The following is a 22,687-nucleotide window of genomic DNA, read 5'->3' on the forward strand; positions in this document are numbered from 1 at the left end:
AATATGCGCCGGACTCCAAGCAGGCAGACCACTATCGCAATCTTGCGACCAAAATCCACAACAATGGCGGCAAGGGCATCATCCCGACCCCGATCAGCATGGATGAGCTTGAGGACATGCTGATGGAGCACGGCATCATGAAGCCGATCGATGAAAGTCAGGTCGGTAAGACTGCTTCCGAGCTAGCCGCGCTGTCAGCGTAATCCAGCCCGCATATTCGGCGTCTTTCGAGAAAGCGTCGACGCCTAAAGCGCACAGGACAATTTGAAGGATATCCGTATGAGCCTCGCATCTACCCAGAGCGTTGCAGAGATCAAGGCCCGCAATAAGGAGCTGATTGACGAAGTTTTGAAGGTCTACCCGGAGAAGACTGCCAAGCGTCGTGCAAAGCACCTTAACGTGCACGAGGCTGGTAAGTCCGACTGCGGCGTCAAATCGAATCTCAAATCGATCCCGGGCGTAATGACTATTCGAGGTTGCGCCTATGCCGGCTCGAAAGGGGTGGTGTGGGGACCGATCAAGGACATGATCCACATCAGCCACGGCCCGGTCGGTTGCGGGCAGTACTCCTGGGGATCGCGGCGCAATTATTATGTCGGCACCACCGGCATCGATACCTTCGGAACCATGCAGTTCACCTCCGACTTCCAGGAAAAGGACATCGTCTTCGGCGGCGACAAGAAGCTCGCCAAGGTCATCGACGAGATCCAGGACCTCTTTCCGCTCAACCGCGGAATCAGCATCCAGTCGGAATGCCCGATCGGCCTGATCGGCGATGACATAGAGGCGGTGTCGAGGGTCAAATCAAAGGAATATGACGGCAAGACAATCGTTCCGGTGCGCTGCGAAGGCTTCCGCGGCGTATCGCAGTCGCTTGGTCACCACATCGCCAACGATGCCATCCGCGACTGGGTGTTCGACAAGATCACCTCGGAGACAGAACGGCGATTCGAACCAACGCCCTATGACGTTGCCATCATCGGCGACTACAACATCGGCGGCGACGCCTGGTCCTCTCGCATCCTCCTGGAGGAGATGGGCCTTCGGGTGATTGCGCAATGGTCGGGCGACGGCAGCCTTGCCGAGCTTGAGGCGACGCCAAAGGCGAAGCTGAACATCCTGCATTGCTACCGCTCCATGAACTACATCTCTCGCCACATGGAGGAGAAGTTTGGTATTCCGTGGTGCGAGTACAACTTCTTCGGCCCATCCAAAATCGCAGAGTCACTGCGCAAGATCGCGAGCTTCTTCGACGACAAGATCAAGGAGGAGGCCGAGCGCGTCATCGTGAAATACCAGCCGCTGATGGACGCCGTCATCGCGAAGTACCGACCGCGCCTGGAAGGCAAGTCCGTGATGCTCTTTGTGGGTGGCCTGCGCCCTCGGCACGTGATTGGCGCTTATGAAGACCTCGGTATGGAGGTCATCGGGACCGGCTACGAGTTCGGCCACAACGACGACTATCAGCGCACAGCCCAGCATTACGTCAAGGACGGCACATTGATTTATGACGACGTCACTGGCTACGAATTCGAGCGCTTCGTCGAGAAGATCCAGCCTGACCTCGTTGGTTCTGGCATCAAGGAGAAGTACGTGTTCCAGAAGATGGGCGTGCCGTTCCGGCAAATGCACTCCTGGGACTATTCGGGTCCTTATCATGGCTACGATGGGTTCGCGATCTTCGCCCGAGACATGGACATGGCAATCAATTCCCCGATCTGGAAGAAGACCAGGGCGCCGTGGAAGGACGCCCCACGTCCGAGCCTGATGGCGGCGGAATAGGCGAGCCGGGCCAAACGATCGAACACGAATCCAAAAAGGACGCCACGATGACCCAGAATGCCGAAAACGTGCTCGATCATTTCGAGCTGTTCCGAGGTCCGGAATACCAGCAGATGCTGGCCAACAAAAGAGCGCTCTTCGAGAATGCACATGACCCCGCGGAGGTTGCGCGTATCCGCGAATGGGCCAAAACCCCCGAATATCGCGAGAAGAACTTCGCGCGCGAGGAACTGACCATCAATCCGGCCAAGGCCTGCCAGCCGTTAGGTGCGGTGTTTGCTTCGGTCGGATTCGAGGGCACCTTGCCCTTCGTGCACGGCTCACAGGGCTGCGTCGCCTACTACCGAAGCCACCTGTCACGACACTTCAAGGAGCCGACCTCCTGTGTTTCCTCGTCGATGACCGAAGACGCAGCCGTATTCGGCGGCCTCAACAACATGATCGACGGGCTCGCCAACAGCTATAACATGTACAAACCGAAGATGATTTCGGTCTCGACCACCTGCATGGCGGAAGTGATCGGCGACGATCTCAACGCCTTCATCAAGACATCGAAGGAAAAGGGGTCGGTGCCGGCTAAGTTCGACGTTCCCTTTGCTCATACGCCTGCCTTCGTCGGTAGCCACGTCACCGGCTATGATAACGCCCTGAAAGGCATCATCGAGCACTTCTGGGACGGAAAATCCGGGTCTGAACCCAAGCTTGAGCGCGAGCCGAACGACAGGATCAACTTCATCGGCGGCTTCGACGGCTACACCGTAGGCAACATCCGCGAGATAAAACGCATTTTCGAATTGATGGGGATCAGATACACGATCCTTGCGGATAACAGTGACGTGTTCGACACACCCACTGACGGTGAGTTTCGCATGTATGATGGCGGCACGACGCTGAAAGACGCCGCGGATGCGATCCACGCCAAGGCGACCATCTCCATGCAGCAATATTGTACGGAGAAAACGCTATCGTTCATCGAGAGTCATGGCCAGCAAGTCGTTGCGTTCAACCATCCGGTTGGCGTCAGTGCGACCGACGACTTCCTGATGACGCTGTCGCGCATTACGGGCGAAGCAATCCCAAAGCTCCTGGAACAAGAGCGCGGTCGTCTGGTCGACGCCATGGCAGACTCCAGCGCACACATTCACGGTAAGAAGTTTGCAATCTATGGCGATCCCGACCTTTGCTATGGCTTGGCGACCTTCCTGCTGGAGCTAGGTGCCGAACCGACACACGTCCTGTCAACCAACGGCAACAAGGCCTGGGAAGAGAAGATGCAGGCGCTCTTCGCCAGCTCGCAGTTCGGCAAAGACTGCCATGCCTATCCGGGTAAGGACCTCTGGCACATGCGCTCGCTGCTGTTCACCGAGCCGGTCGATTTTCTGATCGGCAACACCTATGGCAAGTACCTGGAGCGCGATACGGGCACGCCGCTGATCCGTATCGGCTTCCCGGTTTTCGATCGGCACCATCATCACCGCTATCCGGTTTGGGGTTATCAGGGGGGCATGAATGTTCTGGTGAAGATACTCGATAAGATTTTTGAGGAGATCGATAAGAACACCAACGTGGTCGGAAAAACGGACTACAGCTTCGACATCATCCGCTGATGTGGGCGTGTCTCCGCCTCATTGCGGCTTATCGCCGCCGTGAGGTGGGGACGCTGGCGCCAGCCGGCCTATCGACCGTGCCCGAACCAGAAAACGTCCGCGGAAGGAGACAACCGTGACTTCGCTATCGGCGACCATCCAAGGCGTCTTCAACGAGGCGAATTGCGTCGAGAACGCCAACAAATCGGCAGCTGCCCGCAAGAAAGGCTGCACCAAGCAACTGCAGCCTGGCGGAGCCGCCGGAGGTTGCGCTTTTGATGGCGCCAAGATTGCGCTGCAGCCATTTACCGATGTCGCTCATCTGGTTCATGGCCCGATCGCGTGCGAAGGAAACTCCTGGGACAATCGCGGGTCTGCCTCCTCTGGCTCCGATCTCTGGCGCAGAAGCTTCACGACCGACATGCAAGAGATCGATGTCGTGTTCGGCGGCGAGAAGCGGCTATACAAAGCCATAAGGGAAATCATCCGGAAGTATGATCCCTCGGCGATCTTCGTCTACCAAACCTGCGTGCCGGCCATGATCGGCGACGATATTGATGCGGTCTGCAAGATCGCCACAGCGAAATGCGGCAGGCCCATCATTCCTGTCAACGCGCCGGGATTTGTCGGTTCGAAGAACCTTGGAAGTAAGCTCGCCGGCGAAGCGCTGCTGCGATACGTGATCGGCACCCAAGAACCCGATTACACGACCCCCTACGACATCAATCTCATTGGCGAATACAACCTGTCCGGCGAATTCTGGCAGGTCAAGCCGCTGTTGGACGAACTCGGGATTCGCGTCCTGTCCTGCATCTCCGGCGATGGCAGATATGGCGACGTTGCCTGCTCACATCGGGCGCGCGCGGCAATGATGGTGTGCTCGAAGTCCCTGATCAATGTCGCGAGTAAGATGAAGGAGCGATACGGCATCCCATTCTTCGAAGGATCATTCTACGGTATCCAGGACTCCAGCGAGTCTTTGCGCGAGATTGCGCGCATGCTGATCGAGCGCGGCGCGCCGGCCGAGTTGATGGAACGTACCGAGCTCACAGTCGCACGCGAGGAAGCAAAGGCGAGGGCCGCGATCGAGTTCTTCAAGCCACGTTTCGCCGGCAAAAAGGTGCTGCTCGTCACTGGGGGCGTGAAATCGTGGTCGGTCGTCGCAGCTTTGCAGGAGGCCGGGCTAGAGATCGTCGGCACGTCTGTAAAAAAATCAACCATGAAGGACAAGGAGCGCATTCAAAAACTGATGGGTCATGATGCTCACATGATCGAGGATTTGACGCCGCGTGAAATGTACACGATGCTCAAGGAAGCAAAAGCCGACATCATGCTCTCGGGCGGCAAGTCGCAATTTGTCGCCCTGAAAACCGCCACTCCATGGCTCGATATCAATCAGGAGCGCTGCCACGCCTATATGGGCTATCTCGGCATCGTGAAGCTGATCGAAGAGATCGATAAGGCACTCTACAACCCAATATGGGATCAGCTCCGTAAGCCCGCGCCGTGGGATGATGCCGACGTGAGTTGGAAAGCCAAGTCGCTTGCGCAGGTAGATGTGGCGACTGTCGATATTGATCCGAATCTGGGTCGCGTCGAAAAGGACCGCTGCGCTAAAAGCGCCTTCCGTTGCCAAAATCTTGATCTCGGTGTCACCAAGGAGAGTGTGGTCGCTCTCGGCTCGACTACGGTCGATGACATCGCGCAGCACACCGAGGCCCCCGACGTCTGCGGCGCCAGCGAGCGGGCCATCGCGGACATGACTGCGGCCCAGCCTACGTCCACGCAGCAGGCGGCAGAGTAGGACGGCAAAGCAGGTTCCAAGCCATGGCTATCGTTACCAGTTCCAATAAGGCCTGCTCGAGCAATCCGCTCAAGATGAGCCAGCCAATCGGCGGCTCCTTTGCCTTCTTGGGGCTTCGGGGCGCAATGCCGCTCCTACACGGTTCTCAAGGCTGCACGTCCTTCGGCTTGACCCTGTTTGTCCGCCATTTCAAGGAGGCGGTGCCGCTGCAGACCACCGCGATGAGCGAGGTTGCCACGGTGCTCGGCGGCTACGAGAATGTCGAGCAGGCGATCCTCAATATCTACAACCGTACCAAGCCCGAAATTATCGGCATCAATTCGACCGGAGTCACCGAGACCAAGGGTGACGACGTCGAGGCGTTCATCCGCCTTATCCGGCAGAAGCATCCGCAGCTCGAAAAATTGCCGCTCGTCTACGTTTCGACGCCGGATTTCAAGGACGCGTTTCAGGATGGCTGGGAAAAGACCGTGGCGCGCGTAATCGAGGTGCTTGTCGATCCTGTCGATGCGGCCGCACCGCGCGACCTCTCGCGCGTTAATGTCCTGCCTGGCTGCCACCTGACCCCCGGCGACCTTGACGAGCTGCGGACGATTTTTGAGGATTTTGGGCTGAGGCCGTCCTTCCTGCCGGATATCGCCGGTTCACTCGACGGTCACATTCCCGATGAATTCACGCCGACCACGATCGGTGGGATCGGGGTCGACGAGATCGCGACTATGGGGCAGGCGGCTTGGACGATCGCGATCGGAGCGCAGATGAGGCGCGCGGCCGAGGCCATGCAAGCAAGGACGGGCGTGCCGTTCCGGCTGTTCGAGCGGCTCTGTGGCCTCGTCCCCAGCGATGTATTCATCGCATCTGTAAGCGAGATCAGCGGCAAACCAGTGCCCCCAAAATACCGCCGGGAACGTGGCCAGCTCGCGGACGCCATGCTGGATGCGCATTTCCATATTGGCGGCCGAAAGCTCGCCATTGGGGCCGAGCCGGACCTCTTGTTCGACATTTCCAGCATGCTCTATGAGATGGGCGCACAGCTGACCGCGGCAGTGACGACAACGGCCTCTCCGGTGCTCGAACGCGTCAGGATCGGAGAGGTCATCATCGGCGATCTTGAAGATCTGGAGGAGCTTGCCAAAACGCGCGAATGCGATCTCCTGATCTCCCATTCACACGGCCGCCAAGCGGCAGCACGGCTGAACATTCCATTCTACCGTGCCGGCTTTCCGATGTTCGATCGCCTTGGCGCAGGTCACCAGTTGACCGTCGGCTATCGCGGCACGCGCGAGCTGATCTTTGACCTTGCCAATCTCATCATTACCGACCGCGAGGACAACCGCCAGCCGACGCCGGACACCTGGCGCATCACCGACAACGGCCTGCATGTCGTTCCCCCGCGGCCCAATTGACGCGAAGAGAGGAATTACGCCGATGAAAGTCGCATTCGCCACCCAGGATCTGAAGCGCGTCGATGCCCATTTTGGCTGGGCCAAAAACATCGCCATCTATGACGTCAGGCCCGAGGGGCACAGCTTCGTCGAAGCCATCCAGTTTGACGGCGACCTCAAGGACGACGGCAACGAGGACAAGCTCGCGCCGAAGATCGATGCTATCAAAGACTGCTCCATTCTCTATGTTGCGGCGATCGGCGGCTCAGGCGCCGCGCGCGTCGTCGCAAATAACATCCATCCCATGAAGGTGAACCAGCCTGAAGCGATCGACGATCTCTGTGTCAAGCTTGAAGCCGTATTGAAGGGCTCACCGCCACCCTGGTTGCGCAAGGTGCTTGCCAAGGGCCAGGAACGCTCGTTTGATTTCGAGGATTGAGGTAAACGACTATGACTGAGGCGGCTGAATTGATCCAACCCGGCCTTGCGGGAGAGGCGCCCTTTGTGAAGGAGCTCGTCAAAATCTGGCGCGCCGAGGACGGCCATGGCGCTTGGGAGGACAAGAAGGACCTAGAGCTGCTCGAGCCCTATATTCTCGACAGGGAGAAGCGCCGTACCTTGCCGATCGTCGGTGACCCCGATCCGGACACGATCTGGCGGCTTGAATTGTTCTTCAACGCTGTCGCCGTGTCCATTGAGAAGGCGACCGGCGTGATGGTCTCGCCGATGCTGAAAATGCACCATGAAGGCTTTGGCCGCATAGTACTGATCGGCGGTCGGCTCATTGTCGTAAACAAGCAGCTGCGCGACGTGCATCGTTTCGGATTTGACAACCTCTCAAAACTCGCCACGGAAGGTGACATGTATGTCGACCGCGGAATCGAGATGATCCGCAGGTTCCCGGAAGTTGCGAACTACTGAGGTGACGAATGAGCGATCTTGAAGCACTGAAAGCCGAGATCAAGAAGCTTTCCGCCAAGGCGACTCAGGCAAAGATGGATCTCCACGATTTCGCCGAAGAACTGCCGGTCAACTGGACCTCGATCCTGAGTGTGGCCCAGAAGGTCCACGACGCCTTCGACGAGCTCGAGCGCAAGCGCGAGGATCTCAAAGCGCAGGAAAAAGCAGACGGATGGTAACCATGTCATTCGCAACGCGCGACGGCCGCGACTGGAAGCCAGAGTATCTGGCTTCCATCGACCCAAAGAAGTGCATAGGCTGCGGCCGCTGTTACAAGGTGTGTGGCCGTGAGGTCATGATGCTGAAGGGCATCAACGAGGACGGCGAGACGATCGACCTCGAAGACGATGATGATGAGATCGAGAAGAAGATCATGGTGCTGAACGATGACGGAGCGTGCATCGGCTGCGGCGCTTGTGCCCGGGTGTGCCCGACCAACTGCCAAACCCACGTTTCAGCTGCTTGAGTTTAGCCATCGGGAACAGAGAAGCGATAAACGTCTTTAGGGATCTTCTGTATAGGGCCAAGCCTGTATAGCGTCAGAAGGCTTTGATATGAGTGCGTGGGTGCTCCGCCTATGCCGCTGCAAGCTTTAAAAATGTGTTGGCGCTGGCGCCTCTCGTCGTCATTGCCGCGCTTGTCCGCGAGAATTCGGTATGTCGCGAATACTTGTTACCAGTTCGCCGAGAAATGACGGTCAAATCGAAGCTAAAGCTGCCTCAACTCTTGCTACTCGATCCCCTGTTCGCGTGCCTTCATCATCGCGGCAATCCGAAACCGCTCCTGGATGGAGATGGGGTTGGCGAGCATATCCGCCTCGGCCTTTTTGAAGGCGGCGAGAACGATCTCGGCTTCCTCGCGCGTCAGCGGGACGCGGCCGGCCATGTGGGTAGCGTCCGGTACTGCGGCCAGGATTGCTCGGCGGTACGGATGATCCTTGACCTCGATGAGCTCGCCAGCTTCGAGCTTTCCGCCAAGCAGGATTGCCAGCCCTAGCACCTCGAGCTTGCGGCCGTCCTGAGTGGTCTTGACGAGCGTTGCCATTTCTATTCTGCCTCCTGCGCGGCGCCCCACATATAGCTTCACGATCCAAAGCTGCGGCAGAGCTTGTCGAGCTTCAAGTGCGTTGACTTCTACCGGATCACACGATCCTCCGCGTCCAAGGGAGACGCGTCGGCACCGCTGAAATCAGCCAGATGGAAAGTCGCCTTGGGCCGCAGCACATAGTCGGACGGGTCCGCCGCGATGCCAGCTAAAATCGAGTCCCGTCAAACAGAACGAGAGCTCCACCTATCTTCCCTCTCGCTCCTTTAGCGCAGCCTGGACGTAGGATGGGCATTGTAGCCGTCGAGCCGCTTAAGCCAGCCGTTTACTTGAACTGCCGCAATCTGTACCGAGGGGGCTTGCATGCGAGACTTCCGCACTGTTGATCGTCCGATTGTCTGGCCTGGCAGACAAGTCGAGCACCACGCCAACAGCCCTGGCAATATGGGATAAGAAGAGATCTGACGCGAGAACCTCACACAGGGCGGTTCTCGTTGCGATTCTTCACCGGCTGCATCTTGGCGAGGCCGTCTTCGTAGGAGAGTTCGGCATAAGAGGCATTGATGCTCTTGGCGGCATCGAGCAGATAATCGAGCTTGCCGGCAGTATCGAGCTTCTTGATGTCGTTCTTCTCGACCCCAGTGAGATCCATCATCTCCTTCCAAACCGTCGACTCGTCACATGGCAGTATGCGAAATGTGACGTTACCGATCTTGATGCGGTATTTCGCCAGAAGATCGATATTATTGCAGAACATGAAGTAGGTGCCGTTCGGGCTCAAGGCGCCATCCAGTACCTTTGCGACATCGGCAAGATAGGCAAGAGAATGCAGGTAGCCAGCCAGTACAGGGATTGTGGTCTCTCCCTCGTCCGCGACCGTTAATACCTGCTCGATCGAATAGTCGGGCGGGCGCTTCTCGTCGGCCACCTGCACCTGGAACCTTAGCGCGATATCGCCGCGGAAGCCGAAGCGGCCCGGCTTTGTGGTGTGACCCTTCAGCACCGCATTAAGCAAGCGGCCTTCTTTATCAAGCCGGCCAAGAGCGGTGTTGTCGATCGACGTCATGAAATCCTCCTGGTTTGATGTGGCTGGCGCAGGTATCGAACCGCGCGAACCCACGTTCGGCTCCATGCAAATTGTTTGCCGTCGGCCCACGCATGCAGCGAAAGCCAAAAGCAAGGCCTCGTCTGTGCGGCTTTGGCAGACATACCCCCCTGCCGGCGGCGCTACGGCGCCGCGCCAAGATTGTTCCCTAGCTGCAAAGCGTCGTGTCGCAAGCCCGACACGCCCTGCAACGCAAATGACCGACATTGGCAAAAGCCAAGTATTGTCGGGAGTGTGGTTGCTGGCATGGGACTTGCCAATCTCATCCCGAACTGCCGTAGCTGATGAGGGAAAGCGATGATTAGTCTGACGAAGAGCGCGGAGAATGCGGTGAAGAGCGCGATCTCTGCGGCAGCGCAGCCGGCGAAGGGCTTGCGGATAATGGTCGAAGGGGGCGGCTGCGCCGGGTTCAAGTACGCAATGGGGCTTGCCGATGAGCCAAAGCCCGATGAGACCGTAATTGAGCGGGGCGGCATTAAGGTGTTTGTCGACAAGAATTATCACCCGCATCTTGCCGGAACGACGATCGATTTTGTGGTGGCGCTGGAGGGCTCTGGTTTCACCTTTGACAATCCCAACGCCAAGTCGGGCTGCTCATGTGGCAAGTCCTTTAGCTAGAGCCGCATTCCTGACGAGTCGCCACGGAGAGGTGCAAACATGCTTGTCGAGACTGAACAAACGAGACAATCGGCGGCCGCGAAACCTACCGAATGTGAGCGTATCGTCCGCGCCGTACTCGACGAAATTCGGCCGAATCTGAAGCGTGACGGCGGAGATTGCGAGCTTATTGGGATCGATGGCAACAAGATCATGATCAAGCTTACGGGCGCCTGCGTCTTCTGCAAGCTCGCCAGTGCGACACTAGAAGGCATCCAGGCGCGCCTCATCGAACGGCTTGGCACATTCGTCCGCCTGATCCCGGTCGCGGGATCCACCAAAGCCCGACACTAAAGAAGGCATACGGTGCAGTCGGTCTACCTCGACAACAACGCGACGACTCGGACGGATCCGTCCGTCGTCGCTGCGATGCTACCATTCTTCTCCGAGCAATTCGGAAATGCATCGTCCGCCCATGCAGCAGGCAGGCAAGTTGCAGAAAGCATAAGACAGGCTCGCAGGAGTGTGCAGGCACTGATCGGTGCTGCTTTTGATCACGAGATCGTCTTTACCTCGGGCGGTACCGAATCGGATAACACGGCAATCCTTTCGGCACTTGCCGTGCAGGAGCGACGCGACGAACTCGTCACCACGACCGTGGAACATCCAGCTGTGCTCTCGCTCGCAGACGAGCTCGGCCGTCGCGGCAACAAATGCCATCTAATTCCTGTTGACTGCTCCGGCTGGCTCGACATTGATGCTTATCGCCGTGCCTTGTCCCCGCATACCGCGGTCGTCTCCGTCATGTGGGCCAATAATGAGACCGGCACGATCTTTCCAGTGGAGGTCCTTGCCAAGATGGCGCGATCCACTGGCGCACTCTTCCACACTGATGCGGTGCAGGCTGTGGGGCGAGTTCCGATCGACGTGAAGACGACCCAGATCGACATGCTGTCGCTTTCTGGCCACAAGCTGCATGGTCCAAAAGGCGTTGGCGCGCTCTATGTGCGCAAGGACACTAAGTTCAGACGACTGATCTTCGGCGGACCGCAAGAGCGCCGCCGACGTTCCGGCACCGAGAACGTCCCCGGTATCATTGGGCTGGGTAAGGCGGCGGAGCTTGCTGCCGTAGAGCTCGGGCAGGAGCGCAGGAAAATAGCCGCGCTGCGCGACCGGCTGGAGGATGGCGTCCTCGACTTCGGCAAGTGCGTGGTGCTCGGTGACAAGGAGAGCCGTCTGCCAAACACGTCAAATATTGCCTTCGAGCATCTCGAAGGTGAAGCAATTATCCATCATTTGAGTCGCGCCGGCGTTGCCGCGTCCCTCGGATCAGCCTGCGCGTCCGGCTCCATGGAACCGTCTCATGTGCTTCGAGCGATGCACGTACCGTCTGCCTTGTTGCACGGCGCGATCCGCTTTTCGCTGTCCCGCGAGACCACCAGCGAGGAGATCGATCACGTCCTCGTTGTGCTACGAAATATCATCGCGAAATTGAGAGGGACCCCACCTGGGCGGTCAGAGCGTGCAGAAACGACCTTTCGATCCAATGAGTCTATCAGATGAAAGTCATCATTCGTCGTTCACCTGAAACTGGTCTCTCGATCTACGTCCCCAAGAAGGACCTTGAGGAGCGGATCGTTGAATCCGAGCACGAGACGCTGTGGGGCGGCTGGATCAGAATAGCTAATGGCTGGGTGCTCGACCTGCCGCCGATGACGAGCGACACTACCTTGCCGATTACGATCAACGCAAAGAGGCGTGGCGGCGACAGAGAAGAGACGTGAACGTGCCGGCTCCGCGGATCGAGTTCGTTGGTCGGCCAGTTGCCGAAGCCATGCTGCGCAGGGTCGCGGAGGGGCTTCGTCGTGGCAATGTCGTTCCCTATCTCGGGCCCGGCTTAGTGGGATCGTCGAACACGAGCGCGCCGATGAATCCGGAGGACCTGGCGGCATTCTTCGGCACCAAGGTGACGTTGCCAAGGCGCACGAGAGGGAACGCCTGGGCCTCCGCACAGCACATCGAAAGCACGAGGCACCGCACCACCGTAACAGCGATGATGGCGGACGCATTTAGCGCGCCGATCGCGCCAGCGCAGCTACAGCGGTATCTTGCAACGCTGCGGCTGCCGCTGATCGTCGACAGCTGGTACGATGACGCGATGCGAAATGCGCTGGCGGGACACAGCAATTGGGGCGAGATCCAGGGCATCACCCGCGCCGGTCTGCGTGAGGATCGCTGGTATCGCTTCTACGATTCCGCAGGCAATGAAGTCGATTGCTCTCTTGCAAAAAGCTGGACAACGATCCTCTACAAGCCGCACGGCAGCGTTGCCCCGGCCAAGAATTTCCTGGTCTCCGATGCCGACTATGTTGAGGTGCTCACGGAAATCGACATACAGACGCCGATTCCCGGCGAGGTGAAGGCTCGCCGCACCGGCCGCAACTTCCTGTTTCTGGGGTGCCGCTTCAACGACCAGCTCCTGCGCACCTATGCGCGACAGGTGTCAAAGCGCTCGTCCGACGTTCACTATGCCGTGGTCGAGCCCGACACGCTCTCTAATAATGAGCTCCGCTTTCTGGTCGACCAAGGCCTTACGCCACTCGCAGTTCCGCTTGCACGTGCCGTCGAGATCCTTTTGGCAGATTAGGGAGGCTTTTCGCGTGGGCATTTGACCAGCGTTTGGCCAGGCAGCTCTTACACCGTCTCGCTGCCACCTGACGAGCCATGTTTCCAGCAAAAAAGAGAGAAAGCAGCGGCCATACCTTCAGTCAACATCTTCTCGCGCCGCTACGTGCCGTTTCGATCACAACGCATGTCGGCTTTCCAACACGCCCGGGCAAGAGGCACACCAAAGCGCTTCCTAACTTGTTGAACAAGATCATGAAAGTTGCGCGCCGAGCCGTGGCACGCCGATTGCTGAGCGTTAGATACCGAGAAATTTCTCAGGCTTGAAGGGAGAACTGGGTAAATGGGGACTCCAATGCATCGGGGATCATCGAGCGACGCCATTGAAGACGGCGAGATCACGCAGTCGATTGCCGAGCACAAGGGCTGTGGCAAGAGTAGTCGCGGCGGCGGAGTTAGATGCGGCTCGCCGGCAGGCCACAGTGATCTTCCAGCTGAGACATGGGAAAAGGTGAAAAAGCACCCCTGCTACAGCGAGGAAGCGCACCATCACTATGCGCGCATGCATGTCGCGGTCGCGCCAGCCTGCAACATCCAGTGCAATTACTGCAACCGCAAGTACGACTGTGCCAATGAATCGCGTCCGGGCGTGGTCAGCGAGAGGCTCACGCCTGAGCAGGCGGCCAGGAAAGTGATGGCCGTTGCCTCTACGATTCCGCAGATGACCGTGCTCGGTATCGCCGGTCCTGGCGACCCGCTCGCGAACCCCGAAAAGACCTTCAAGACCTTCGAGCTCGTGCACAAGCTTGCACCGGATCTCAAGCTGTGCCTGTCAACCAACGGTCTCGCGCTACCCGATCACATCGACACCATTGCCAAGCTCAACGTCGAGCACGTCACGATCACGATCAATATGATCAACCCCGAGATCGGGGCAAAGATCTATCCTTGGATTTTCTACAATCACAAACGATACACGGGCGTCCAAGCCGCAAAGATCCTCACTGAACGCCAGCTCCAGGGCCTGGAGATGCTCACTCGGCGGGGCATTCTCTGCAAGATCAACTCGGTTATGATCCCCGAAATCAACGATCGACACCTCGTCGAAGTGAGTAAGGCAGTGAAGTCGCGCGGCGCCTTCCTGCACAACATCATGCCGTTGATCTCGTCCCCCAAATACGGAACCGTTTTCGGTGTGAAGGGCCAGCGCAGCCCGACGGCACTGGAACTAAAGGCGCTGCAGGATAGCTGCGAGGGTGAGCTGCATATGATGCGCCACTGCCGACAGTGCCGAGCCGATGCGATCGGGCTGCTAGGCGAAGACCGCAGCGCGGAGTTCACCACCGAAAAGCTCGCGACGAGCGACATCAAATACGATGTCGAGAGCCGCAACGCTTATCAGGCCAAAGTCGAGGACGACCGCGCCAAGGCCGCGGCCAAGCACGCTGACCTTGTGGAACTCGCAGTTAGCCTCGGCGATACGAAGGTCCTGGTGGCGGTCGCGACCAAGGGCTCGGGTCTGATAAACGAGCACTTTGGTCACGCCAAGGAGTTTCAAGTCTATGAGCTCTCCAGCGGCGGCGCCAAGTTCATTGGCCATCGCCGCGTCGATCTGTATTGCCAGGGTGGCTATGCCGAAGAGGGAAAGCTCGAGACCATCATCCGTGCCATTAACGATTGCCACGCAGTATTCATCGCCAAAATTGGCGGCTGTCCCAGGGCGGAATTGGTCAAGGCCGGCGTAGAGCCCGTCGATCAATACGCTTATGAGCCTATCGATAAGTCGACGATCGCCTGGTTCAAGACCTATCTCGACAGGGTCACCAGCGGTGCGATCAAACATGTCGAACGCGGCGATGCTGCGATCCGCCAAGGCGCGTTGATTTTCGCGGCATGAGAGAGGAAAAACATGCCGTTCAAGATCATCGCCGCTCAATGCACGAGCTGTTCGGCATGCGAGCCGGAATGCCCCAATGTCGCGATCGCGGAGAAGGGCGGAACATTCATGATTGATCCTAAAAAGTGCACCGAATGCGTCGGCCATTTCGACGAGCCGCAATGCGTGGCGGTCTGCCCAGTCGACAATACCTGTGTCCTTGACACCTCGCTTGCACGCTACCAGGCGGGCAGTTGAGCGAAGGAAATGACATGAACTTCTGGAACATACGATTGGTGCGACGAGCCATCCGAATGATGCTCCAGGCCGGCGGCCGCGCCGGCTGCGACCTTTGTCTCGCGATCAGCCCAAGTGGATGTTCCGGGCTTGTCTGTGGGATCAGCCGGCACGACGATGTGACGGCCGACTTCGTTGACAAGCCGAAGCGGACCGGGTTCGTATTGCAAGATCGCATGCAAGTCTCTTGCGGGGACCATTGATTTCAAGAGGCGACCCGCGATGCCAGATGCTCTGTTCAGTCCGCAATCCGAGATCAACGAGGCGCTCCTCGCCAGGACGTTGCTTGGAGGTGGGCTGCCCAGCGAGGCCGAGCATCACCTGTGGCAAGCAAGCCTCTCCTATCACCTTGATGAGGTCGCCGAAGGCCACCTGCGCAAGGCCGTCGGCCTGGCACCAGGGCATGCGGCAGTGCTGATCGGCTTATTTCGCTTCTATTTCTATAAGGCGCGGCTCGCCGAGGCGCTTCAGCTTGCCAAGCTCTGCATAAGCAAGGCGTCGGAGATGAACAATCTCCCATCAGACTGGCGTCTTGTCCGTGCCCATGATGCGGCGTTCGGTCGATATGAAGATATTCTGCCGCGGTTCTTTCTGTTCTCGCTGAAAGGATACGCTTATTTGCAGATGCGCCTCGGTCAAACCGAGGAAGGGCGGTCAGCCGTTCAAAAGCTTCTTGAGATCGACCCCACCGATAAGATCGGTGCCAAGGTTCTCCTACGTGTCCTCGAACGCATGGGGCAGGCGGATGAGTGAGGACATTGACGAGGCCAGAAATTGGCAGGGTAATCAGATCAATTGCGCCTGCTGCGCGCATATTGCTCTGAATCGCACTGGCTGCTGTCAACTCAAGCATGCTTGCGTCAACGACCGCTATGCCCGACGTATCGACCACTTCTTCGAGAGGAATCCGAGCCTCGCCGACGCCTACCTCGCTCACCCGCATTTTGAGGTGCGCGCGATCGCGGCGAGATTCGCCAACGTCTTCCTGCTGCCGCGGTTGCTCCACGATCACGACGAAACCGTGCGTTGGAGCGCCGTCCGTCGCCTGCCCAAGCGTTTCGCCCTGCAACTTCGCAACGACCCTCATCACGAAGTTAGGATGTGGGTCGCGACACTGCTTGAAGGTGACGAACTGCTGCCGATGTCCTCGGATGAATACTACTACGTCCGCCTTGTGGTTGCGCGGCGGATTGCGCCGTTGCTGCTCCGCGGAATGATCCGCGACGAGGACGCTGAGGTCCGTCGCGCCGTGGCGCGACGCCTCCCAGAGAAATGGTTGCTCAGCCTGGTCGCCGACCGTGACGCATTGGTGCGGTTGGAGGTCGCTCAACGCCTGTCGGCGGAGTTATTGTGGCTTCTGCGCCACGACCCGGATTGGCGTATCCGGCATGAGGTCGCAAGCCGGATCGTACCCTCCGAGCTCATAGGCCTTGTCGATGACCCATATAGCCTGGTGCGCGAGGTCGCGCGCTCGCGACTTGCCCGGTAGCCGGGACAAGAACAGGGGACCCCGGCATGAGCAATATTGTGGCTGACAGTGACATCGTCGAGCTGACGGCACCACCTTTCTTCGACTTTGGCGAGAAGGTGCGGGCCAACCGCACCATCCGCAATGACGGCACCTACGCCGGCAAAGAGATCGGCGACATCCTGGCGAAGAAGGGCGAGGTCGGCTACGTCATATCGATCGGCACTTTCTTGCAGCGGTTTTACATCTACGGCGTTGAATTCATCCAAAGCGGTCACCGGGTCGGCATGAAGCGCAAGGAACTCGATCCGGTCATACCACGCGCCGAAGTCGAGGACCTGCACTTGCCGGGAGCCAACGATGATTGAAGCCAGGCTGCCAAAATATCAGCGGGGCCAGCGCGTCAAGGCGATGTTTGACCTGACCAATGACGGATCCTTTCCCGATGCCCCAGCTGAAGGGCTCCTGGTCAGCCTCGGCGACATCGGCAAGATCGTCCAAGTTCGCCGGCACACGGAAGCGAACCTTCCGATCTATCTTGTCAAGTTCGGTGAGCACTTGGTCGTCGGTTGCCTCGAAAGAGAAATCGGCCTGGTCTAGGAAGTAGACGCGATGAACGTGGCCTTAGACATAAAGCCGGACCTACCCGCGCACCCCAACGACATCGATCGCAGGCGCATCGAGCGCGCGCTGAGGTCGAGAGAGCGCTACCGTTATGTCTCAGCCCACATCACCGGAGTTGCCGGAGGCTACTTGATCGAATGCCCATGCTGCTCGCGCAATATCGACGTTAAGGGCGGCATCATTGACGTAGCCATGCTGCGGCATGACGGGGCAAGCGCCAACTGGCAGGTATTCCGAAAAGATCACAAGCAGGGCATCTGGAAACTGCACTCCACGCACCAGCGCTTGGCAGCAGTTACCGATCTATTGAACGCCGATCCGGAACGCGTGTTCTGGCAATAAGGACCCGTTCGATGGCCCTGGGAGCAGGCGAAATTGCGGACATCGAGCGGGCGCTCGCGTCATCCGATGATGCTTCTCAAGCCTATGCGGTGTTGCGACAGAGGTACCCGCATCTCGCCTGGATCCGCTGCGACTCGTCTGACCTTACCGAGACGCCTTTTCACAGCGTCGGACAATTCGACCTGCATTTGCTCGATAGCGCGGATCATTGTGCCCGGATCACGGACGATCCGACGCGAGCGACCGGCATTGTGCTCGCCACGCGGGCGGTCGGGCCGTGACCGGACCAGCCCTAGGCCACGGCCTCGTTGCCAAGGCGGACGAAGAGCCGGTTCCAACGGGCCATGAATCCTTGATTCCGTTGTCAGATCCCGACATTACCCCGGCCGAAATCGCGGTAGTAGATCGCGTGTTGCGCTCGCCGCGTCTCTCTAACGGTCCGCTCACAGGACAATTCGAGGCGGCATTTGCCACCTATCTCGGACGGAATTATGCCGTTGCGGTACCGAGCGGAACCATCGGCCTTCTGCTGTCTCTGAAAGCTTGCGGCATTGGCGCGGGCGACGAGGTGATCGCCTCGTCCTATTCATATCGTGAAACCGCGCACGCGGTCAGCCTCGCCGGTGCGCGGCCGGTATTTGCGGACATCGACTATTGGTCCGGGACGCTCGCTCCGCAGAGAGTCGAGGAGCGCATCACGCCAAAGACCCGCGCCATCCTCGCCGGCAACACCAATGGCCATCCCGCAGCCTGGTCGGAGCTGCGCGATATCGCGAGAAGGCGTAATCTTCTGCTGCTGGAAGATTCCACTGAGGCCGTCGCCTCACGTTATAAGGGCCAATTGGTCGGGACCTTCGGCGATGTCGCTGTGTTCGACTTCGCGCAGCCCTCGCTTCTGACCTGCGGCGAAGGCGGCATAGTGGTTACCGATGATATCGATCTTGCTGTGGCACTTCGTCGTCACCGTTCGCATCGGTCGGACGAGCGTTCTTCCGTTACCGTCGGTTCGGCTGCGCCATATCAAGCCGAAATGGGCGATCTGTCCGCTGCACTGGGGATTACGCAGCTGAGGCGTATCGACGAGATCCTGGAGCGTCGCCGGCTGATTGAACAGTTTTATGCGGCGCATATGCAGGCGTTTGAAGGCATCAAACCGCCCTATGTCGGACCCGACGTGACCGAAGTGAACTGGTTCCTCTATGTTGTCCATCTCGGGACGCGTTTCACGCGCTCCAGCCGCGACGCGATCGTCGAGGATCTTCGCGTTGAGCAGACCGAGGCTGCGGCCTACAACCATCCTCTGCATCTGCAGCGGCATTATCTTGATCTGGGCTATCGCCGTGGCGATCTGCCGGTGACGGAAAAGATCTCCGATCGCGCCGTCGCACTGCCATTTCATACGCATCTCACTGATAGCCAGATCGAATTCATTGTCGAGACCATGAAAGACGCCTCAATCAATGTAGGCGCGGGCGCGGCGATCTACTGAACAGCCGAAAAATGCAGAAGACGAGAAAAAGACCTCGCTCGTCATCCTCCCGGAAGGCAAGACCATGGGGCTATCGTCACTCCGGCTTGCCGCCGAGATCGCGATCCATACGGACTACCAGCCATGATTCGCGGAATGCTCAAAGATCTGAGGAAGCTCCCGGAATATGCGGTCGTAGTCGTACTGAGCTGCCGTGAGTTATCGAGCCAGGAATTCATGGAACAAAGCCCATCGCCGTAACGCGACGATGATGTCGGCCATCGATATATCCTTGTTATCTTCGCGACAGTCCGCCCGCGGGATTGTCGACCGACGCGCGTCATTTCCATCCGTGTCGGCGGAAGTCTTTTCAAATGGTCCTGTCGAGAATTGGTTTGGAGCTTGCATGAAACCGGGCGAGAGCAGGAGTAAGCGACATGGTGACGGCTGGGCCGGCAATTGAGGCCTTGATCCGCGAGGCGCTTCCGGAGGCGGATGTGATCGTGACCGATCTGGCGGGCACCGGACACCACTGTGGGGCACGAGTCGTCTCGCAGGCCTTTGCCGGCAAGAGCCGCATCCAACAGCATCGGATGATCTATGCCGCGTTAGGGAGCAAAACGATCGACACGTTCGACGCGCTCGTGCTCGAAACCCCCGTGCCGAAACGAGTCACTTGCAAGGAGACATAATGAGCGAACAATGCATTAAGCACTTAAATTGTGGGGGTGACATCAAGCCGTTTTCGAACGGGCTGATTGTCGTGCAACTCTATGTAAAAGGAGATTCTCGCGGCCATTACGACATCGCATTGCGGTAATAGAAGTATGAGCAACGACATGAACGAGTTCGAACTCCCACAGCTCTACCGGCATCACGTTTTCGCCTGCCATACTCAGCGCCCTCCCGACCATCCGCACGGCAGCTGCGGGGCGGCGGGCGGAGGACCCTTATGGGAACGGCTCGGCAAAGCAATCGAGGCGGGTGGGTTGACCGATATCGGCTTGACCGCAGCCGATTGTCTCGGCTTCTGCGGCTCTGGTCCTCTGATGGTCGTCTATCCTGACGGTGTCTGGTATCGTCCGAGCACTCCGGAAGATATTGACGAGATTGTCGAGTCCCATCTGAAGAATGGCCGTCGCGTCGACCGGCTCGTCATGGTGCTCGCGCGGAGTTAGCGGTTCCTTGCTTTCAACTTACGGGAGACGGCGCCATCGGCCGTCTCCCGCCACTCTAAGAAGGACGCCGGTGCATCGCATCGGCGTTGCGAGGGCTCTTTACCTCGCGAAATGGCGCTCAGGGGACGCTCGGCCGTGGGGCCACTGTGCGGAATGCCGCTCTCTTCCAGAACTAGGCCAGGATAGTGCAACACCGCCTACGAAGAAGACTTCACACCTGCGTCCACCACGGCATCGCCTCCGCGCGCGTGGAGGGCCCAAACAACCCAAATGTCCTTTTCCAGCAAATGAACCCGCTGGCCTGAAGCCGTGGCAACAACGCCGAGAGCCTCAAGCAGCTCGTCACGAGAGAGAGCCAGATAGCATTCAGCCATGGGCTACGAGCACCTGGCTGATGGACTTTGACATCCACGCGGGCAATGCAGGCCTGAGCGCGGATATGCGAATATTCAATCGATAGTTGTTCAGATTCATACTCAAAGCTGGCCTGAAATAAGGTCCCTCTTTCTTGTGTGTTTTGATACTTCCGCTTGGACCTCATCGGCGGCCTTGAGAGCAACGCAAATTATAGATCGCCGCTTGCAAGCGGAGAAAACCCTTGGCGCTCCGGTTCGGAATCAGAGCCCGCACGTCTTGTATCCGATCGCGTGGAACTCGCCTCCGCTTAGCGCCACTTTCTCCCACAAGAGGCTCGTGTGATATACCACCTACGAAGCAAACACATCACACCTCCGCACACCGCGGCGCCTTCTCCGTTCGTGCGCAGTTCTGAAGCTCTCGCCTCGGGCTTGAGCCCAGCAGCGACGGGACCGGCTCGCGGTCAAATCCGGCACATCTTGCGTTATTGGCTTCGATCAGCGGCCGCCTGATCAGCAGCGGATCCTCGAGCATCAAGGCGATCGCGCCGGCTGCGTCGATCGTCGCCGGATCGACCTCGCCCGACGTCACCCGCGGCGCGGCTGGGTTGAACCAGGACCGAACCGGCGTGTTACCGAAGAATGTGCATAGATCGGACGCGGTCCAGGGTTCGGTCAGCAAGCTCTTCGCCACGACATGATGACCCGCTGCCTCCAACGCGCAAATCTGGCGCGCGTTCGTTCCGCAGCCGGGCTTCTGCCAAAACAGAACCGTAGTCATGTCAAGATTCCCATTTCATCACGCTAAGCAGGATCGTTGGCGCTGCTTTACCGTGGCCCTAGATGGTGTTGACCTTCTTGCCCACGCCATTCAACGTCAGCGGTGTGACCACAGTGCCAGTGCGCCGCCTTCACATGCTCAAGTGCGCTCACCTCGTCGGACGTGTCAGTAACGATGAGAATGCGGAAACCTTCGAACTTTCCGGTGAGTTCGCCAATCAGGTCCAGTCCGCTATTCTTCAGCAAGGTGACACCGAGCAACATCTGGGACGAGTCAGTCGAAGCTCGCGGCATAGGCCTCTTCAGGCGTGGCCAGCTCGTGGGGCTCGATCTCGTCATGAAGCAGGAACTGCAACGCCGCATAGGTGATCTTTTCCTGGTCGATATCGAACACGCGCCGCCGCTTACAGCCTTGTCTGTCTCGACGCCAAACTGCATGTCACCTTCCTTTCAAATCGCGTCACGATACAGAGTTGGCAATTTTTGTTCCGTTGTGTGCGGTCGCAGTCGCAGCAAAATCGCGTTTTCAGAGGCGTAATCCTTGTCCTGTTTCTGACAGAACAACAAAAGGTTCGGCGAAGCGCCCGTCAATTGCGTCTGTCGACCGTTTTCGAGTAGGCGCTTAAAGCACGCGCGGCGAATGGCACGCTAGTTGCTACTTGGATGCCGCAACTGCGAGTGAGGGCTGAGGCCACGCCGGCGCGTATGGCGAGCGCTGTTCTCTTTCCCGACGCCCGCGTGCGCACGTTTCTGAGAGAGAAATAATCTCGCGTAAGTCCAACGCGAAATCATTGGCAATCGGTTGATGGAGAGCAACATGGCTTCACGGAGGCAAATCGCGTTTTATGGCAAGGGTGGTATCGGCAAATCGACGACCTCGCAGAACACCCTCGCAGCACTCGCCGAGTTGGGTCACAAGATCCTGATCGTCGGCTGCGACCCGAAGGCGGACTCGACCCGCCTGATCCTGCACGCCAAGGCACAGGACACAATCTTGTCTCTCGCGGCAAGCGCCGGCAGCGTCGAGGACCTCGAGATCGAGGACGTCTTGAAGGTCGGCTACAAGGATATTCGCTGCGTCGAATCCGGTGGTCCGGAGCCGGGCGTCGGGTGCGCCGGCCGTGGCGTCATCACCTCGATCAACTTCCTGGAAGAGAACGGGGCCTACGAGGACATCGATTACGTGTCATACGACGTGCTCGGCGATGTCGTCTGCGGCGGCTTTGCAATGCCGATACGTGAGAACAAGGCGCAAGAGATCTATATCGTCATGTCCGGCGAGATGATGGCGATGTATGCCGCCAACAACATCTCCAAGGGCATTCTGAAGTATGCCAATTCGGGCGGCGTGCGGCTGGGCGGCTTGATCTGCAATGAGCGGCAGACCGACAAGGAACTGGAACTGGCGGA

At 58.5% G+C, this 22,687-nt stretch carries 28 protein-coding genes and 1 pseudogene; 26 read left to right on the top strand and 3 right to left on the bottom strand.

The window, feature by feature from the left end; all coding sequences use genetic code 11:
- The 9 genes and pseudogenes from nifH to fdxB form a co-directional block, all read left to right on the top strand.
- Positions 1-203: pseudogene (gene nifH, locus YUU_RS53970) on the top strand (nitrogenase reductase); the annotation flags it as partial.
- A gap of 76 nt (positions 204-279) precedes the next feature.
- A complete protein-coding gene (gene nifD / locus YUU_RS0142715) occupies positions 280-1,782 on the top strand; it encodes a nitrogenase molybdenum-iron protein alpha chain (protein WP_027527683.1) in 1,503 nt (500 codons plus the stop codon).
- 47 nt (positions 1,783-1,829) lie between these two features.
- Positions 1,830-3,389: a nitrogenase molybdenum-iron protein subunit beta gene (gene nifK / locus YUU_RS0142720; protein WP_027527684.1), complete on the top strand. Its 1,560-nt coding sequence runs from the start codon at positions 1,830-1,832 to the stop codon at positions 3,387-3,389.
- A 115-nt stretch (positions 3,390-3,504) separates the two neighbouring features.
- Positions 3,505-5,172 (top strand): nitrogenase iron-molybdenum cofactor biosynthesis protein NifE, encoded by a 1,668-nt coding sequence (gene nifE / locus YUU_RS0142725; protein WP_027527685.1) that lies wholly within the window; start codon positions 3,505-3,507, stop codon positions 5,170-5,172.
- A gap of 23 nt (positions 5,173-5,195) precedes the next feature.
- Complete coding sequence (nifN, locus tag YUU_RS0142730; RefSeq protein ID WP_027527686.1) at positions 5,196-6,578, top strand: nitrogenase iron-molybdenum cofactor biosynthesis protein NifN; 1,383 nt, start codon at positions 5,196-5,198, stop codon at positions 6,576-6,578.
- A gap of 22 nt (positions 6,579-6,600) precedes the next feature.
- The gene (gene nifX, locus YUU_RS0142735; RefSeq protein WP_027527687.1) at positions 6,601-6,996 is read left to right on the top strand and encodes a nitrogen fixation protein NifX; all 396 of its coding nucleotides are present in this window, start codon (positions 6,601-6,603) and stop codon (positions 6,994-6,996) included.
- 11 nt (positions 6,997-7,007) lie between these two features.
- Positions 7,008-7,478 carry a NifX-associated nitrogen fixation protein gene (locus tag YUU_RS0142740; RefSeq protein WP_027527688.1) on the top strand — a complete coding sequence of 157 codons (471 nt, stop codon included), beginning with the start codon at positions 7,008-7,010 and terminating at the stop codon, positions 7,476-7,478.
- A gap of 8 nt (positions 7,479-7,486) precedes the next feature.
- Positions 7,487-7,696 (top strand): CCE_0567 family metalloprotein, encoded by a 210-nt coding sequence (locus YUU_RS0142745; RefSeq protein ID WP_027527689.1) that lies wholly within the window; start codon positions 7,487-7,489, stop codon positions 7,694-7,696.
- Between the two features lie 2 nt (positions 7,697-7,698).
- Positions 7,699-7,983 carry a ferredoxin III, nif-specific gene (gene fdxB / locus YUU_RS0142750; protein WP_027527690.1) on the top strand — a complete coding sequence of 95 codons (285 nt, stop codon included), beginning with the start codon at positions 7,699-7,701 and terminating at the stop codon, positions 7,981-7,983.
- Between the two features lie 263 nt (positions 7,984-8,246).
- Here fdxB and YUU_RS0142755 read toward each other — a convergent pair whose 3' ends face one another.
- On the bottom strand, positions 8,247-8,561 hold the full coding sequence (locus YUU_RS0142755; RefSeq protein WP_027527691.1) for a hypothetical protein: 315 nt from the start codon (positions 8,559-8,561) through the stop codon (positions 8,247-8,249).
- Positions 8,562-9,036: 475 nt separating this feature from the next.
- Positions 9,037-9,627, bottom strand: a complete 591-nt coding sequence (locus tag YUU_RS0142760; protein ID WP_027527692.1) for a hypothetical protein — start codon at positions 9,625-9,627, stop codon at positions 9,037-9,039.
- A 336-nt stretch (positions 9,628-9,963) separates the two neighbouring features.
- Between YUU_RS0142760 and YUU_RS0142765 the strand changes: the two genes are divergently transcribed.
- The 16 genes from YUU_RS0142765 (at position 9,964) to YUU_RS0142845 (ending at position 20,141) form a co-directional block, all read left to right on the top strand.
- Positions 9,964-10,284: an iron-sulfur cluster assembly accessory protein gene (locus tag YUU_RS0142765; protein WP_027527693.1), complete on the top strand. Its 321-nt coding sequence runs from the start codon at positions 9,964-9,966 to the stop codon at positions 10,282-10,284.
- A gap of 39 nt (positions 10,285-10,323) precedes the next feature.
- Complete coding sequence (locus tag YUU_RS0142770; RefSeq protein ID WP_027527694.1) at positions 10,324-10,617, top strand: NifU family protein; 294 nt, start codon at positions 10,324-10,326, stop codon at positions 10,615-10,617.
- Positions 10,618-10,629: 12 nt separating this feature from the next.
- Positions 10,630-11,826 (top strand): cysteine desulfurase NifS, encoded by a 1,197-nt coding sequence (gene nifS, locus YUU_RS53975; RefSeq protein WP_035664932.1) that lies wholly within the window; start codon positions 10,630-10,632, stop codon positions 11,824-11,826.
- The gene (gene nifT / locus YUU_RS0142780) at positions 11,823-12,047 is read left to right on the top strand and encodes a putative nitrogen fixation protein NifT (RefSeq protein WP_027527695.1); all 225 of its coding nucleotides are present in this window, start codon (positions 11,823-11,825) and stop codon (positions 12,045-12,047) included. Before nifS ends, nifT begins: the two co-directional genes overlap by 4 nt.
- Positions 12,044-12,910, top strand: a complete 867-nt coding sequence (locus YUU_RS0142785; protein ID WP_027527696.1) for an SIR2 family protein — start codon at positions 12,044-12,046, stop codon at positions 12,908-12,910. The genes nifT and YUU_RS0142785 overlap by 4 nt, the downstream gene beginning before the upstream one ends.
- Before the next feature lie 321 nt (positions 12,911-13,231).
- Positions 13,232-14,785: a nitrogenase cofactor biosynthesis protein NifB gene (gene nifB, locus YUU_RS0142790; protein WP_027527697.1), complete on the top strand. Its 1,554-nt coding sequence runs from the start codon at positions 13,232-13,234 to the stop codon at positions 14,783-14,785.
- A 12-nt stretch (positions 14,786-14,797) separates the two neighbouring features.
- On the top strand, positions 14,798-15,022 hold the full coding sequence (locus YUU_RS0142795) for a ferredoxin (protein WP_027527698.1): 225 nt from the start codon (positions 14,798-14,800) through the stop codon (positions 15,020-15,022).
- Positions 15,023-15,283: 261 nt separating this feature from the next.
- Entirely contained in the window at positions 15,284-15,814 is a 531-nt protein-coding gene (locus YUU_RS0142805) for a hypothetical protein (RefSeq protein ID WP_027527700.1), read from the top strand.
- A complete protein-coding gene (locus tag YUU_RS0142810; RefSeq protein ID WP_027527701.1) occupies positions 15,807-16,550 on the top strand; it encodes a 4Fe4S-binding leucine-rich repeat protein in 744 nt (247 codons plus the stop codon). Before YUU_RS0142805 ends, YUU_RS0142810 begins: the two co-directional genes overlap by 8 nt.
- Positions 16,551-16,576: 26 nt before the next feature.
- The gene (locus tag YUU_RS0142815; protein ID WP_027527702.1) at positions 16,577-16,897 is read left to right on the top strand and encodes a nitrogen fixation protein NifZ; all 321 of its coding nucleotides are present in this window, start codon (positions 16,577-16,579) and stop codon (positions 16,895-16,897) included.
- Complete coding sequence (locus YUU_RS0142820) at positions 16,890-17,129, top strand: nitrogen fixation protein NifZ (protein WP_027527703.1); 240 nt, start codon at positions 16,890-16,892, stop codon at positions 17,127-17,129. Before YUU_RS0142815 ends, YUU_RS0142820 begins: the two co-directional genes overlap by 8 nt.
- 12 nt (positions 17,130-17,141) lie before the next feature.
- Complete coding sequence (locus YUU_RS0142825) at positions 17,142-17,495, top strand: DUF3024 domain-containing protein (protein ID WP_027527704.1); 354 nt, start codon at positions 17,142-17,144, stop codon at positions 17,493-17,495.
- Positions 17,496-17,506: 11 nt separating this feature from the next.
- Positions 17,507-17,776 carry a hypothetical protein gene (locus YUU_RS0142830; RefSeq protein WP_027527705.1) on the top strand — a complete coding sequence of 90 codons (270 nt, stop codon included), beginning with the start codon at positions 17,507-17,509 and terminating at the stop codon, positions 17,774-17,776.
- Complete coding sequence (locus YUU_RS0142835; RefSeq protein WP_051390227.1) at positions 17,773-18,984, top strand: DegT/DnrJ/EryC1/StrS family aminotransferase; 1,212 nt, start codon at positions 17,773-17,775, stop codon at positions 18,982-18,984. The genes YUU_RS0142830 and YUU_RS0142835 overlap by 4 nt, the downstream gene beginning before the upstream one ends.
- Before the next feature lie 416 nt (positions 18,985-19,400).
- Positions 19,401-19,655 (top strand): BolA/IbaG family iron-sulfur metabolism protein, encoded by a 255-nt coding sequence (locus YUU_RS0142840; RefSeq protein WP_027527707.1) that lies wholly within the window; start codon positions 19,401-19,403, stop codon positions 19,653-19,655.
- A 147-nt stretch (positions 19,656-19,802) separates the two neighbouring features.
- Positions 19,803-20,141, top strand: coding sequence for a ferredoxin (locus tag YUU_RS0142845; protein WP_156944858.1), 339 nt, complete (start codon positions 19,803-19,805; stop codon positions 20,139-20,141).
- Between the two features lie 723 nt (positions 20,142-20,864).
- Here the strand turns inward: YUU_RS0142845 and YUU_RS0142855 are convergent.
- Positions 20,865-21,278, bottom strand: coding sequence for an ArsC/Spx/MgsR family protein (locus YUU_RS0142855; RefSeq protein ID WP_027527710.1), 414 nt, complete (start codon positions 21,276-21,278; stop codon positions 20,865-20,867).
- Between the two features lie 816 nt (positions 21,279-22,094).
- Between YUU_RS0142855 and YUU_RS0142870 the strand changes: the two genes are divergently transcribed.
- Positions 22,095-22,687, top strand: a 593-nt coding sequence (locus tag YUU_RS0142870) for an AAA family ATPase (protein WP_027527712.1), incomplete at its 3' end; no start/stop codon positions are given.

Source organism: Bradyrhizobium sp. Ec3.3, assembly GCF_000472925.1.
In the GTDB taxonomy this organism is placed as follows: domain Bacteria; phylum Pseudomonadota; class Alphaproteobacteria; order Rhizobiales; family Xanthobacteraceae; genus Bradyrhizobium.